This window comes from Corynebacterium pseudodiphtheriticum (assembly GCF_023509295.1).
Classification (GTDB): domain Bacteria; phylum Actinomycetota; class Actinomycetes; order Mycobacteriales; family Mycobacteriaceae; genus Corynebacterium; species Corynebacterium pseudodiphtheriticum.
The window spans coordinates 1,889,058-1,903,181 of sequence record NZ_CP091864.1 but is presented as its reverse complement, the minus strand read 5'-3'; the positions used below and the strand labels follow the sequence as shown (position 1 = coordinate 1,903,181).

The following is a 14,124-nucleotide window of genomic DNA, read 5'->3' as shown; positions in this document are numbered from 1 at the left end:
CACTGGTTTTTGAATCTTCAACTGAGTTTCTGTGCCTACCTGCCCTAACAGTGACGTGGCAGGTATTTGCCAGCTAGAATGGCCGCATGCATATTGGTGAGCTGCCGCAACGGACCCAGGAATATCTGAAATTGCTGTGGGGGATCTCAGAACGTTCCGGTGAATCCGGGGGCCAAGCATCGGTAAGTCTTTCCGAGTTATCCCGTCGTGCGCAGCAAAAAAATTCCACTACTTCTGAGGCCATCAAACGCCTGCAGGCTCGTGGCCTGGTGGAACACGAACCTTATTCTGGGGTGAAGCTCACTGAACTGGGCGCACGGTTGGCACTCGTGATGATCCGCCGCCACCGCTTGATCGAAACGTTCCTGGTGGAAACCCTTGGTTATACCTGGGACGAAATTCATACCGATGCCGACCTGCTGGAACACGCAGCCTCGGACCGTTTTATCAACCGCATTGATGCGCTGTTGGATTTTCCAACTCGTGATCCGCATGGCGACCCGATTCCGTCTGCCGATGGTCAGGTGGAAGATCTTGGTGTGATGAGCCTAGCGGAGTGCGAGCCTGGATTGCCGGTGGTCATCGAACAGGTTAATGATGAAGATCCTGAATTGCTGCGGTATTTGGCCGCGCATGACATCGCACCGGGCTCTCGTGTCCGGGTGACGAGTCCGTCGGTGGCAGGTTTGGTGCACGTGCAGGTGCTTTCGTCGACGACTGATGAACCGGCAGGCGATCCGGTGGCGTTGGCTGTGAAAGCGGCCGCAGATGTAAAAATTAGTGTGGATAACGATTCGCTTGCCGACGCGCACCCCACCGCCGAAGACTCTATTGCAGAACCGATTGCAGAACGTCACTCTAATGAGAACTAGTACTGAATTGCCTCGCGAGGAGTGTTCTGACAAGGTGCGCCTGCGTATCGACCTGGCCTATGACGGCACAGATTTTCACGGTTGGGCCCGACAAAAACCACAAGACGGCCAAGAATTGCGCACTGTGCAAGGCGTTGTCGAAGATGCCTTGTCCTTGGTTCTGCGTGCGCCGTTACAGCTGACGGTGGCAGGGCGTACAGATGCCGGGGTGCATTCGGCGGGCCAAGTGTGTCATGTCGACGTGCCGGTGGACGCTCTGCAGCAGCGCTCAATTGATGGCCAGCCGTGCAAACTGGTGCGGCGCTTGTCGCGGCTGTTACCGGAGGATATTCGCATTAATTCGGTGGAGTTTGCTCCCGCAGGTTTTGATGCCCGGTTTTCTGCGTTGCGCCGTCATTATGAATATCGTGTGACTGCGCATCCGGGTGGGGTGCTGCCGACGCGGGCACGTGATACTGCGTTATGGGGTGCAGCAGTTGACCTTGCTGCCATGCAGGATGCCGCAGATGCGCTGGTGGGTTTTCATGATTTCGCTGCGTTTTGTAAAGCGAAGCCACACGCCACCACGGTGCGGGATCTGCAAATTTTTCAGTGGGAAGATGTCTCTACTGCCACTGAACCGGCGACGTATCTCGCGCACGTAGTTGCTGATGCGTTTTGCTGGTCAATGGTGCGCAGTCTCGTCGGCACGTGCCTGCAGGTGGGGTCCGGGAAACGTGATGTGGATTTCGCCGCGACGTTGTTGGGGCAGGATTCGCGTAGCTCGAAGATCCAGGTGGCACCGGCAAATGGGTTGAGTTTGGTACGCGTGGATTATCCGGCCGACGAGGAACTGGCGGCGCGTGCTATTGAAACTAGGCAGCGCCGTGACTAGGCAGTGGCGCGAATCGTGATGTAGCATACTGGCGTCTGTATGAACTTTCGGGGAGGGGACGTTCTATGGCCACGGGGGATACTAACGAGAATTTGCAGGGTTCTGGCCGTGCTCTGGCGAGTAACGATGGTGGGCAGAAGAAAAGCGGTGCGTCGCAGACCATGCTGCCGACGACGAAAGCGCAAGTTAGTGGGCATAAGTTTTTGCGTCGCCGGGTGGAACATGGGGTGGTTACTGGCGATATCCGAATGATTCATGATCCGCTGGCGACGCGTCGGCGGGCGTTGATTTTTGGTACTGTCGCCACGGTGCTCATCGGTGCTGGTGCTGGCGTGTTGGCGTGGTTGTCGCCGGAACCGGATCCGGGCGATGCTGTGATCGTGCGCAGTGAGCACGGGCAGCTCTATACGCTGCTGGATGGGCGTTATCATCCGACGACGAATCTGGCCTCGGCCCGGTTGTTGGCTGGCAGCCCCGAGGACCCGGTGGCGATCGGGGCGGAAAAACTCGCGCAGCGCCTACATGGCATCCCGGTGGGTATTGTCGATGCACCAAATAATTTGCCAACTGCTGATGATCTTGCCGACGCCGCAGCTGGCGGTAGTTTTGCAGGTCGTATGTCTGCATCAGGTTCTGCTGGTTCTGGTGCACCAGCTCCTGGCCCGTGGGCGGGGTGTATTGATTTCGCTACCGGTGCGTTGAGCGTGGTCGCTGATAATCCGGAAGAGGCATTCTTGCTGGATGCCGTCGACGACGATGCCGCCGCACTCGTCGAACATGATGGCGTACAGTGGCTGGTCAGCGCCGATGGTCGCGTAGAAATCCCGGATGGTACAGATCAGTTTTCGCGTGCCGTGCGGCGTGGCCTAGGCGTGAACCACGACTCTGCCGTGTGGGAGGCGCCGCCGGAATTACTCGCGAATTGGACAGCAAAGCCAGCTTTTTCTGTGCCACCGGCTGAAGAACTTCCTGAGGTTTTAGAGGTAAAAGCCCCAGCCCCGGATGCCAATCAGTGGTGGGCGTTGCTTGAGGCTGGTGGCACCCCACAGGAATCACGCGACATCACGCCGTTAAGCCAGCTAGAAGCGCAGATCTTGCAGGATATGGGTGCGCAATCGCGCCGCACAGATTCCGCTGAGGTGCACCGTTACCCGGATGCGCAGCCAGCGGCTGTGAATTGGAATCTGCCTGAATTCAGGCCGGATTTGCTTGACGACGCTCACGGCCAAGTGTGTGCTGGTGCAAACGGAGAATTGGTGGTGCTGAATCACGATGCAGAACCTGATCCCGATGATCCCGATGATCCCGGTGCTTCTAGTGCTCCCAATGCTCCTAGTGATCTCCGTGAGCCAGATGCTCCCAGCGCCGAAGCCTCGGATCCGGTCCAGGTCAGCACGGTAGAAATTTCTGGCACTGCGGCCGCGGATTATTTTGTCTCCACGCGAACCTTCAGCCACGGTGTTGCCAGCGAACACGGCTATCATGTGTTGACGCCTTCGGGTCGGATACATGATGTCGATGGTGCAGAAGCTATGCAGGCTGTGGGCGCGCCGGTGGTGCAGGATGAGCTGCTCGTGGAAGAAGTTTCTTGGGACTTGCTGCGTCTTTTGCCGGAAGGACCGAGCCTGGATGAGCGGTCCGCACGGCAAGCTAGGAAATAACCTGGCTATCCTGCGCACAGGGTTTTTCGTGAGTGGAGGCACCGACTACGTCTGCTCGTTTCTCCGCATGCGTGCCGAAATCCCAAAGGCCAATAAGGTGACAATAAGCGCGCCGATGAGTACCACAACGGCCAGTGCCACCAGGCTTCGAGCTGTAACCAGGGTTTCATTACCCGGTGGACCGGCCACGACCATGCGCGGCTGCGCGATAGCAGCATGGTCGTGCTCGGAGGGTGCACCAGCGTTCCGAGCACCGTCACCACCGTCACCAGCAGGTTCCAAGCCTGGGGCGGGGTGCGTGAGCACGCGCACCGGGTCGATAAAACCATGCTGTGGGTAGCTAGCAGTAACCAAAAGCTCCCGGATTTCTGCTGCACTGGCATGCGGATAGCGTTCCCGCAGCAAAGCTACGGTTCCGGTCACCACCGGGGCCGCGAAACTCGTGCCATGCAGCCCGGATGGTTGCCCATTACGGATGATCCCGGCCGCCCAGGCCTGCGAATTTGGTGATAGTCCAACGGCAACTCGGCCCGGCGCGGAAAGTGCCACGTTGTTCGGACCGCCGGAGTTGTGCACAACATTCCTGTCATCCCCACCATCCCCGGTAGCCCTATCACTTGAGCCAGTCGGGTGACCAAGCTGCGGCATGGAATATTCAGCGTGCTCGTGTGGGGTGGCGAGTGCACCGACGGTAACGACGGTTTCGTTGTTTCCTGGAAAAACGACTGAGTCGCGTTCGCACCCCTGCCCGGCATTTCCGGCGGCAGCGACGACGGGAACTTGCTGGTGTTCGGCGCGGGCGAGTGCGTCGTCAAGAGCTTGTGTGCGTAGATGTTCTGCGTGTTCTGGTGGGATGCAGGAAACCACCGAGGCGTTGATGACCTGCGCGTCATGGTCAAGCGCGGTGTGGATGGCCTGGGCAAAACTGCTGAGAGTGCCGGTGAGCTCTGGTTCCTCGGCATCGGGTGCGTGCTGCTGGTCTGGTGTGTTGTTCGGCTGGCGGGAGCTGTAGTGCGCCGAGGATTGTCGGATGGACAGGATCTGTGCGTTCGGTGCGACGCCCGATTGTTCGGCTCCGATGATGCCCGCGACGATGGTGCCGTGCCCGTCGCAGTCGAGTAGTGGGTTGTTTTCAGCCGGGGAAACCAAATCGGCGACTGGTTCCACGTGCAACTGTTCGTGGTCGAAAACTCCGGTGTCAATGACTGCAACACGTACTCCGGCTCCGGTGGCGAATTGGTGGGCGGTGCGGTAATCCGTGCTGACGGTGAGCGGCTGTTGGTTGCGTGCGGGCTCAGAGCGTGTCTGTTCCGCACGGCCGTGGCGGCTCGGCGTAGAACCGGGTGCAGAACCGGGGGAGCTGCCAAAAGCATCCTGCCAGGGCCTCGAAAATTCAGCCTCGGCTCCCGGAGCCGCCGGAGTTGGTGCCGGAGCCACAATGGGGTCAACGCAGTCAACGGTGCGGCGGACCTCGACGTCGTCACGAGTTTGTGCCTGTGCGGTCGCGGAACCCGTGCTGCCTCCAACCGGGAAGAACATAAAACCATGTAGCCCGAGCGCACCGGCGGTGCTGGCCGCTATAACCCGCTGTACTTTCCGCATTAACCCAACCCCCGAATCATGGCAAATACTCCGATGACCTGTAAAGCGAGTGGCAAGCATGCGGCAACGGCAAGCGATTCTGCACGCTCCAGCCACACCATTGTGGTCGGTTCCAGGTCTCGTATTTTTGGTGCCCACACCGGGCTTGCCGACGCTGCCACCATGACCACCAACGCCACGCCGATCGCGCCGGGGTGGTCTAGCCCAGCCCAAATGCTGCTGCCGATGGCAATGACTGCGGCTGCGACTACCAACATCAATGCCCACACTGCAGCACCGTGGTGGTGCCGGGCGGCATGCAAACAGACTGCACCAGCTACTGCGAGGCACAGCATCTGTGCAAAAATTTCACCTTCCATGCCCACTGCCAGCAGCGCGGGCACCACCATTGCCGCAATGCCGCTGACGATTCCTGCGTGCACATCGTGAGTGCGCTGGGCTAATGTGAGAGATTTTTCTTCGGCCGACCGCGTCCGCGCAGCAGCATGGTCAGTAGTGGACAGCTCCTGCCCGGCGGTGGGCAAGCGTGGAATAGGAATGCCGGAAAATTTGGTTGCGAGCATCGGTGCGAGTGCTAAACCGAGGACCCCGCACGTGATGAGTGCGCCTGCAAAAGCGCTGGTAATGCTTGCCGACGGCAACGACAGCGCAGAACTAGCCAGCACGAGCAACACCGCCGCGGTTGTGAGTGCGGCAACCGTGCGCATGGGTAAAGCGCGGTAAAAGATCATAAGCACCAGCAATAATGTTGCTACCGCCACCCCGGATAATAACGCCCATGCGGTATCGGCAGCGGAAAGTCGTGCTAACAGATCCGCTGGTGCTCCGGCAGGCTGTAGCCCCCAGGCAACGAGAAAACCACCGGCCAGCCCGGCGGAAATAATCGAAGCGAGTGCAACTGCAGAACTGTCACCACCGACGGTCTTGTGCCGCATGCGCTGCTGCCAAGGCACGATGACCACCCCGATAAACGCAGCCACTGCAAACGCCAGCCACCACCACGCCAACCCGGCAGTCAGAAGTGCTGCCCCGGTTTGCGCGGCAAGTACCACCGCGGACAGCTGCCGACCACCACGATTGCCGTGTGCGGTGGCAGCCAGTGATTCTGCAGAATCCCGCACCACCGGCGAACGCAATTCCGCTCGTGGGTGCACCAGGATGGTGTCGCCGTCGGCAAGCCCAATTTCTCCCACCGGCGAGCCCATATCCAGTGGCTGGCCCACCACTGTAGAGGCCTGCCATGGCTTGGAAATCCGCGGTGCCTGGCACAGCTGCGTGCAGCGCGGCAATAACTCCAGTATTGATGCGTGCCGCGGGATTGCGACATCGACCTCGCGGGAAAATTCCCCGACAACAAAACACAAAGAAACACGCAAACACTGCGTGAGAGACATAGAATTCCCCTCCCGAATGCGGGTACGCGGTCACTGGGGGCGTACCCGCCCCTACATCACCCCCATGCTGCAATTGTGACCTACAATGTGGTCTGTGTCTAATGATCGGGGGAGAGACATAATTCGGGGAGGGGTTATGAATTCTGCGTATCCGACAACCACGGAAGCAAGTAACACAGCTGCCATTAACCAAGCAGCCAGTGATAATGCTGTCGCGGCTGCCGTGGGCACTCGGCAGCCCACAATAGGCCCGCAAGAGTTTACGGTGGAGCCAATCACACAAGCCCAGCGTGACCCGTTGCCGCCGTTACCGCAGGGCAGTCTGCAGGTCGACGCGGTTCCGGCTGCACAAAAACCACAAGCAGTGCCCATGCTGCGGATTCTGCTGCCGGTGGTGATGATTGCGGTACTGGTGCTGCTGGTCGGCGTGATGTTCTTCGGTGGCGGTTCGGTCAGTGGGGTGGGCATGTCACCGATGCTGCTGATCTTTCCGCTGATGATGGTGATGTCAATGGCGATGATGTTTATGCCGCAGGGCCAGCAGGCCGACGCCGACGATACGCGGCGGACCTACCTGCGCCACTTGGATGTCATCCGGGATAAAGCAGAAAACAATGCCGATAAACAGCGTGCGCACCAGCTGGCCCGCCATCCGCACCCGGAGGATCTGCATGCACGGCTGAGCACTAGACGGCTGTGGGAGCGCGCTGGCGATGACGACGATGTGCTGCAGGTGCGGCTGGGGCTCGGCGAAGCGGAGTTGTGCACCCCGGTGGAAGTCAGCGAATCGGGTGCTCCGGAAGATCTTGACCCGGTGTGTGCGGTGAGCGTGCGTCGGACGGTCGATCAGGTGTCGCAGGTTGCGGAGTTGCCCATCGTCGTCCAGCTGCAGGCATTTAGCTGCATTGGGGTATCAGGTATTCGGGCGCGCGCACTGGCTCGTGCGCTGCTGGCGCAGTTGGTTGTTCACCATGGCCCGGAAACCGTCGGCATCAGTGTGGTGGACAACAGCACAACACAGAACTGGGAATGGCTGAAGTGGCTACCGCATACTCGCAGGCCGGATGATGCGCAGTACCGAATTTTGTTGGTTGATGACGTGACGACCACCGGAACTGAGGATTTTTTGGTCGACGATGAGTGGACCACCATTATCGATATCAACTCGCGTAGCACCACTGCGCTGGGGATCCGTGCCGAAATGGAAGGCCTATTGCTGTTTGCCGACGACGAACTGGCGGTGCAAACAGAAGCCGGCTTGGAAAATCTTGGGTTAGCCGATGGGCTTGCCGACGGTCAGTTGCGTGCATTAGCGAAAGGTCTGGCGAAATATTCCCGGCCTTATGCCACAGGCAGCGCCGGCGAGGCCACGCGCAATGAGATGGGTTCACTGCTCGGCATCGATGATCTGCGGCAGTTGGATAATTCCACAATGTGGCCAGAACGCGAACGCGATGACCGCCGCCTGACCGTGCCGATCGGCTTGGGGCCAGATAAGACCCCGGTGCAACTGGATTTGAAAGAATCTGCCCATGGCGGCATGGGCCCGCACGGTTTATGCATCGGTGCCACGGGCTCGGGAAAATCCGAGTTGTTGCGAACACTGGTCACAGCATTGGCTGCCACCCACAGCCCGGAAGAACTTAACTTTGTGTTGGTTGATTTCAAAGGTGGCGCGACTTTCTTGGGGTTGGACTCTTTGCCACATACCTCCGCCGTGATCACCAACTTGGAAGACGAAGCCGTGCTGGTGGACCGCATGTTCGATGCCCTTTCCGGAGAGATGAACCGGCGCCAGGAGGTGCTGCGTAAGGCTGGGAATTTCGCCAACGTCGGTGAATATAACCAGGCGCGCCGGGGTGGCCGGGATGATCTGGAGCCTTTGCCTGCTCTGGTGATCATCGTCGACGAATTTTCTGAGTTACTTGGGCAGTTCCCAGATTTTGCTGACCTGTTTGTGGCTATTGGGCGGCTGGGGCGTTCGTTGCATGTGCATTTGTTGTTGGCTTCGCAGCGGTTGGAAGAAGGCCGGTTGCGGGGGCTGGATTCCCACTTGTCCTATCGCATTGGCCTAAAGACATTTTCGGCGATGGAATCACGTCAGGTGTTGGGTAGTGCTGATGCCTATCATTTGCCTGGCCAACCTGGTGCGGGGTATGTGAAAACTGATGCGGAAGAGTTGCAGCGTTTCCAGGCGGCGTATGTTTCTGGCCCGTTGGAGGTTCCGGCAACAGCTGGTGCCGGACCAACTGCCAGGTTGGGCCGTTCGGGAGCCGGTGAAGTTGAGCAGGAAACTGCTGAAGCGCAGGTTATTGAATTTTCTTGCTGGGCTGATATTGACCAGCCGCTGGCATTAGAACACGATCCGATTGCTGATCCCGCAGGCGAATTGAAATCTGCCGGAGACGTGGAAGCTGCCGACGGACTGGAACCTGACGATGTGGCAGAACCAACGAATATGGACGCACTTGCCGTCGCCAGTGAGCCCGCGGGTACCACCATGGACGCTGTGGTTAACGCAGCTGTGGCCACGGCGCGCACTAGGGGCCAGGAGGCACATCAAATTTGGCTACCGCCGTTGCCGAAATCTATTGAGCTGGCCAGCGTGGCAGAACGCAGCGCACGCCTTACCGTGGGCATCGGAATTATCGACCAGCCGTATCACCAGCGCCAAGATTTGTTGGAGATTGATTTCTCAGCCCACGGTGGCCACGTCGCATTGTGCAGCGGTCCGCAAATGGGTAAATCAACTGCCCTGCGCACGATGGTGGCATCGCTAGCTGCGACCCATTCCACCGCGGAGGCACGTTTTTATGTCATCGATCTTGGTGGTGGACAACTAGAAACCTTATCGCGGCTGCCGCACGTGGCCGGGGTCGCTGGGCGTCATCAGCCAGAACGTATTCGTCGTGTCGTTGACGAAGTCTCTGGTCTGCTCAGCGATAACACCCAAGCCCACAGCACAGTGAAAACCCAGCAGCAGACTTTTCTGGTGGTCGACGGTTGGCACAATATCGGTACCTCTACCGCGGAGTTCGAGGACCTCGCCGAACCAATCACCCAGATTGCCGCCGATGGTCCGAGTGCTGGAATTCACCTACTGGTTGCGACCCCGCGGTGGAACACGCTGCGCCCGGCGATCCGCGATCTCATCGGCACACGCCTGGAGCTGAAACTCGCAGAATCCATGGATTCGCTGTGTGATCGCAAGATGCAAGACAAATTGCCGGCGCTTCCGGGGCGTGGACTGAGTGTCGACAAGAAATACTTGCTGATTGCGCAAAGCTCGAATCAAGACCTGGCACATATCGCTGTAGTCAGCGCTGAGCGTGGCGACGAGCCGGTTGCTGCGCTGCGAGTGTTACCAGAGCGGATCGAGCGGGGAGAACTCACAGCTGCTGGCACTCTTGCCGACGCCGAGCCCGCAGGCACTGCTGCAGTGCCGGGCCTCCCGGTTGCGGTGGGAGGTCCGCGGCTGTCCACGCTGGCCTGGGATCCGTCGGCGAGCGATCACTTTTTGTGTGTGGCCGCGCGCGGAATGGGTAAAACCACCACGCTGCGCACCGTCATGGCTGGCATTAGTGACTTAGGCCGCGAGCAGGCGCGGATGGTCGTGATTGACCACCGGCGTGCGCATTTGGGCACGATCGATCAAGACATGCTGGCGGCCTATTCGCATTCCGCGCCGCAGACAGAAAAAGTTCTGGCCGATGCCGTGACTACGCTGCGCCAGCGCCTGCCTTCGGCAGATATTTCCCCGGAACAACTTGCCCGCCGTGACTGGTGGGACGGCCCAGAGATCTACCTGGTTATCGATGACTATGACTTGGTCGCCGATAATGTGCTGCACCCGCTGATCGAACTGATCCCACACGCTCGGGATATTGGCATGCATCTGGTGGTTGCGCGGAAGGCTGGTGGGTTTAATCGTGCTGCCTTCGGGCCGGTGCTCAGCGCGATCCGCGATTCACAACCATGCGTCGTGGTTTTGGGTGCTGATAAAGACGACGGCCCTTTCTTCGGTATTAAACCGGTGCCGCAACCTTCCAACGGACCACTCCCAGGGCGGGGTATTTGGCACGACGACGGTTCGACGGTCGGCACTTGTCAGGTTGCTGTGCCGGGTACGGCCTCTCCTGCAAGTGGATCTCGGGTTGAAGCGCAGTCCGCTTCCTCGGACGTGAGCTTCGCTACTGATTCGGAGGTGGAGCAATGATCCGAGCAGACTACGAGACAGAAAATCAGCCACAGCATTCCGGGGCACAGGTCTCGGTGTATTTCTACGATGATGCCACGGTCTTCGGCATTGCAGGCACTGATGAGACTATCGTGCGCTACGACCTTCCTGCACGCGGAATTACCGAGGGATGGACGGTATCTGCCGTGTTGGAACAGACTGAGGCAATGGCTGAAGAAGAATGGCCACAAATCGATGTAGAAATTTTTGCGGATGATGCCGAAGTTTACGACGATTTCGCCCGCGTACTCACCCAACACGGCGTGCGGGTGCTTGCCGACGACGTTGGGGCCGTTGCTGCAGAACCGGACAACGCTTCGAATGCTACGGATGCTGCGCAATCGGCCCCGATGCACAGTGGTGAGGATGCTTTCGCTGCTGCCCGCGCCGGGGTGAGTCAGCGTGCTACGGAAAACCAGTCGGTGGGGTCGAATTTTGTGCAGCTGATTGCGCGTAAGCCGAAGCGTCGTCGGCACGCTAAGGCTGGTTGGCGGCCCAGCCCGTTTCAAATTTTGGTGGCTGCAGGGATAGCGGTGACTGGTTTGTCTGGATGGTGGGTATTGGATCGCTATGGCGGTGCTGGTGGCGTCGACGAGGTAAATGCAGTGATTACTGCTGATAGTGCCGGTGGTGCTGGCTCTACCGAGACTACTGACGCCGAGCTTACTGATGCCGAGACTGCTGACGCTGAGCCTGCTGACGCTGAGTCGGCTGACGCGGGTGAAATTGTCGCTTCCCCGCGCCCGATGGACAAACCCCAAATGGTGCACGAGCATTCTGGGCTGCGGCTGGTCACACCACGTGGTTTTGTTATTGGTGATAGTTCACAACCCGGGGTGTTTGCTGCGACGGGGGAGGACCCGAATTTACGTATTTATGTCACCACCGATCAGTTGCATGATGACGTCGCGGCTCAGATCAATCATGATGCGGTGTTGACTGACATCATGCAGACGGTAGCCAGCAGTCCGGACTTGCAAGAAGGGCGCCGTGAACACGAACCACGCGAACAAGTTCGTTATGTGGAAAACCCGGGTGATGGATCGCGTATTGCCTGGACTAGTTGGGTGGAAGAAAACCAGCAGTTGACCGTCGGGTGTCACAGTAGGCACACAGCAACAGCAGAACAGAAGCAGGTATGTGAGCTGGTCGTCGGAAGTTTAGAACGAATTTAAAATTTTTGTGTTATTCGGGAACCGTCGTTAGTTATACGCAGTCCAATGACAATGAGAGCGATGAGATGACGACGGCAGGATGCCGGGATCTCTTATCGTTCGGGCAAAATTTTTTCAGACTTCTAATCCGGGGAGGGGATTTTTATGGCACAACAATTTGCCACCGAAGCAGATGTCATGGTCGCAACCGCAGGCCGTGTAGATACCGTCAACAACGAGGTGCAGTCTGAGTTAACGCGCCTGCAGGGCACAGTCGATGGGGTACGTGCTAATTGGCAGGGCGCGGCACAGGTTTCGTTCGACAACCTGATGCAGCGTTATCAACAGTCTGCAAACGAACTGCAGAATGCGCTGGCCTCTATCAGCGACAATATCCGTAGTAACGCGCACCACTTTGACGACATGGAAGCGCAAAACGCGCAGGCGTTCAACAACGTTGGTGGCGGAGGCCTGGCTCTCTAACGCCAGCCTGCTGCAACCATGAGCGCTATTGCGTGAGCACGTTATCAGAACTCCGTGAGCACCACGGAAACAGAGAAAGGCGAAAATTCAATGTCACAGATTAAATACCAATTCGGTGCCATCCAGGCTGCCGCGGCAGATATCAATTCCACCTCGGCCCGTATCAATGGGCAGCTCGATGACTTGAAAGCGCAGCTGCAGCCGATGGTTTCGACCTGGGAAGGCGAATCAAGCATTGCTTATCAGGAAGCGCAGGCCCGTTGGGACCAGGCAGCGGCAGAACTCAACCAGGTCTTGGCGACCATCTCGCGCACGGTGACCTCTGGCAATGACGCCATGAGTGATGTCAACCGCGCAGCGGCAGCTTCCTGGAGCTAACGGCTGGTCTAAATCCAAGTCTCTTTTCGTCTGCTGCACTCCCGTATTTGCTGCGGGGGTGTTTTTCTGTGCGGTTAGAGCTTGGATTCTCAGGGTCGTTGCACAGGTTGTTATAGCTGTGCGTTTCCAGTAAAGTTACCTAGCTGTGTGCCCTGCTGGCTCATGAGCGATTTCGTCAGAAAATGCACAGGTGTTTTCTTGACGTAATCATTATGTGAGACGGCAACGCTACCTGCAGGTCTCCACCGGCCGCTGTGGGGTAGTGCTGAGGCATTCGATAGAAGTTGGCCGGCAGTCCAAGACAGACTTTCAAGGAGTCATTGTGTCTACATTCCACCCAAAAAGTGGTGACATTACCCGCAAGTGGTATGTCATCGACGCCACCGACGTGGTGCTGGGTAAGCTTGCTTCCACCGTCGCAGACGTCTTGCGCGGTAAGCACAAGCCACAGTTCGCACCAAACGTTGATACCGGCGATCATGTCATCATCGTTAACGCTGACAAGGTTCACATCTCCGCTAACAAGCGTGAGCGTGAGATGCGCTACCGTCACTCCGGCTACCCAGGTGGTCTGAAGACCATGACCCTTGGTCAGTCCCTGGATAACCACCCGGAGCGCACCGTCGAAGAAGCTATCCGTGGCATGATGCCGCACAACAAGCTTTCCGGTGAATCCATCAAGAAGCTCCACGTTTTCGCTGGTTCCGAGCACCCATATGGTGGCCAGAAGCCAGAAAAATTCGAATTTAAGCAGGTGGCACAGTAATGACTGATCAGAACTTTGAAGAAAACACCGTCGCTGACGCTTCCGACATTGCTGCTGCAACCGCAGCTACCGAGCAGTTCACCAACACCATCGGTGATTCCCTGGCTCCGGAGGCTTCCGACGAGGTAGAAACCGCTGCTCCAGAAATCCACGAGGGCCCAATCCAGACCGTCGGTCGTCGTAAGCGCGCCGTCGCTCGTGTGCGCCTGGTGGAAGGTTCTGGCCAGATTGTTGTTAATGGTCGTAGCTTCGAGGATTACTTCCCATCCAAGCTGCACCAGCAGGACATCATGACTCCGCTGACTTTGCTCGAGCGCGAGAACCAGTTCGACATCAAGGTCACCCTTCACGGCGGTGGCCCAACCGGTCAGTCTGGTGCACTGCGTTTGGCTATTGCCCGCGCACTGAACGTTTACAACCCTGCTGAGCGTGACCAGTTGAAGAAGGCTGGCCTGCTCACTCGTGACGCTCGTGCCGTTGAGCGTAAGAAGGTTGGTCTGCACAAGGCACGTCGTGCCCCGCAGTACTCCAAGCGTTAAGTTTCTTTTCGCTTTCCGTCCAGTGCACCCGATGGTGTGCTGGCCGCGAAAAAGCCAAGCCGTCGCTTCCATTTCGGAAGCGGCGGCTTATTTGCTATTTAGAGCGCGGAGGCCAACGACGAGGGTGGAGGAGCGGGTGGTGCTATCATTTGCGGGCTACTGGG

11 protein-coding genes are annotated in these 14,124 nt (G+C 58.3%); 9 read left to right on the top strand and 2 right to left on the bottom strand.

The genetic code is table 11. From position 1 onward, the window contains the following. Window positions 1–86: 86 nt before the first annotated feature. The 3 genes from L9H78_RS08495 to eccB all read left to right on the top strand — a co-directional run bounded on the left by L9H78_RS08495 (window position 87) and on the right by eccB (window position 3,407). Window positions 87–872: a metal-dependent transcriptional regulator gene (locus L9H78_RS08495; protein WP_249617672.1), complete on the top strand. Its 786-nt coding sequence runs from the start codon at window positions 87–89 to the stop codon at window positions 870–872. Next, complete coding sequence (gene truA, locus L9H78_RS08490) at window positions 862–1,746, top strand: tRNA pseudouridine(38-40) synthase TruA (protein ID WP_249619841.1); 885 nt, start codon at window positions 862–864, stop codon at window positions 1,744–1,746. The genes L9H78_RS08495 and truA overlap by 11 nt, the downstream gene beginning before the upstream one ends. Before the next feature lie 65 nt (window positions 1,747–1,811). Beyond that, window positions 1,812–3,407 carry a type VII secretion protein EccB gene (eccB, locus tag L9H78_RS08485; protein ID WP_249619840.1) on the top strand — a complete coding sequence of 532 codons (1,596 nt, stop codon included), beginning with the start codon at window positions 1,812–1,814 and terminating at the stop codon, window positions 3,405–3,407. 45 nt (window positions 3,408–3,452) lie between these two features. Here eccB and L9H78_RS08480 read toward each other — a convergent pair whose 3' ends face one another. Both L9H78_RS08480 and eccD read right to left on the bottom strand, forming a co-directional pair. Continuing rightward, a complete protein-coding gene (locus tag L9H78_RS08480) occupies window positions 3,453–5,009 on the bottom strand; it encodes a S8 family serine peptidase (protein WP_249619839.1) in 1,557 nt (518 codons plus the stop codon). Continuing rightward, window positions 5,009–6,403 (bottom strand): type VII secretion integral membrane protein EccD, encoded by a 1,395-nt coding sequence (gene eccD, locus L9H78_RS08475; protein WP_249619838.1) that lies wholly within the window; start codon window positions 6,401–6,403, stop codon window positions 5,009–5,011. The genes L9H78_RS08480 and eccD overlap by 1 nt, the downstream gene beginning before the upstream one ends. A 136-nt stretch (window positions 6,404–6,539) precedes the next feature. Between eccD and eccCa the strand changes: the two genes are divergently transcribed. From eccCa to rpsI, 6 genes are all read left to right on the top strand, one after another. Next, window positions 6,540–10,619 carry a type VII secretion protein EccCa gene (gene eccCa, locus L9H78_RS08470; RefSeq protein ID WP_249619837.1) on the top strand — a complete coding sequence of 1,360 codons (4,080 nt, stop codon included), beginning with the start codon at window positions 6,540–6,542 and terminating at the stop codon, window positions 10,617–10,619. Then, window positions 10,616–11,815 carry a type VII secretion-associated protein gene (locus tag L9H78_RS08465; RefSeq protein WP_249619836.1) on the top strand — a complete coding sequence of 400 codons (1,200 nt, stop codon included), beginning with the start codon at window positions 10,616–10,618 and terminating at the stop codon, window positions 11,813–11,815. Before eccCa ends, L9H78_RS08465 begins: the two co-directional genes overlap by 4 nt. A gap of 144 nt (window positions 11,816–11,959) precedes the next feature. After that, the gene (locus L9H78_RS08460; protein ID WP_049148452.1) at window positions 11,960–12,277 is read left to right on the top strand and encodes a WXG100 family type VII secretion target; all 318 of its coding nucleotides are present in this window, start codon (window positions 11,960–11,962) and stop codon (window positions 12,275–12,277) included. Window positions 12,278–12,367: 90 nt separating this feature from the next. Further along, window positions 12,368–12,655 (top strand): WXG100 family type VII secretion target, encoded by a 288-nt coding sequence (locus tag L9H78_RS08455; protein WP_018121609.1) that lies wholly within the window; start codon window positions 12,368–12,370, stop codon window positions 12,653–12,655. Window positions 12,656–12,977: 322 nt separating this feature from the next. Continuing rightward, window positions 12,978–13,421, top strand: coding sequence for a 50S ribosomal protein L13 (gene rplM / locus L9H78_RS08450; protein WP_021351957.1), 444 nt, complete (start codon window positions 12,978–12,980; stop codon window positions 13,419–13,421). Next, the gene (gene rpsI, locus L9H78_RS08445; RefSeq protein ID WP_126844596.1) at window positions 13,421–13,960 is read left to right on the top strand and encodes a 30S ribosomal protein S9; all 540 of its coding nucleotides are present in this window, start codon (window positions 13,421–13,423) and stop codon (window positions 13,958–13,960) included. Before rplM ends, rpsI begins: the two co-directional genes overlap by 1 nt. Window positions 13,961–14,124: the final 164 nt, after the last annotated feature.

Bases quoted from the DNA above. Each gene is read 5' to 3' on its own strand.
- eccCa (WP_249619837.1), top strand. From the start codon at position 6,540: ATGAATTCTGCGTATCCGACAACCACGGAAGCAAGTAACACAGCTGCC.
- rpsI (WP_126844596.1), top strand. From the start codon at position 13,421: ATGACTGATCAGAACTTTGAAGAAAACACCGTCGCTGACGCTTCCGAC.
- L9H78_RS08480 (WP_249619839.1), bottom strand. From the start codon at position 5,009: ATGCGGAAAGTACAGCGGGTTATAGCGGCCAGCACCGCCGGTGCGCTC.
- L9H78_RS08455 (WP_018121609.1), top strand. From the start codon at position 12,368: ATGTCACAGATTAAATACCAATTCGGTGCCATCCAGGCTGCCGCGGCA.
- truA (WP_249619841.1), top strand. From the start codon at position 862: ATGAGAACTAGTACTGAATTGCCTCGCGAGGAGTGTTCTGACAAGGTG.
- eccD (WP_249619838.1), bottom strand. From the start codon at position 6,403: ATGTCTCTCACGCAGTGTTTGCGTGTTTCTTTGTGTTTTGTTGTCGGG.
- L9H78_RS08495 (WP_249617672.1), top strand. From the start codon at position 87: ATGCATATTGGTGAGCTGCCGCAACGGACCCAGGAATATCTGAAATTG.
- eccB (WP_249619840.1), top strand. From the start codon at position 1,812: ATGGCCACGGGGGATACTAACGAGAATTTGCAGGGTTCTGGCCGTGCT.
- L9H78_RS08465 (WP_249619836.1), top strand. From the start codon at position 10,616: ATGATCCGAGCAGACTACGAGACAGAAAATCAGCCACAGCATTCCGGG.
- L9H78_RS08460 (WP_049148452.1), top strand. From the start codon at position 11,960: ATGGCACAACAATTTGCCACCGAAGCAGATGTCATGGTCGCAACCGCA.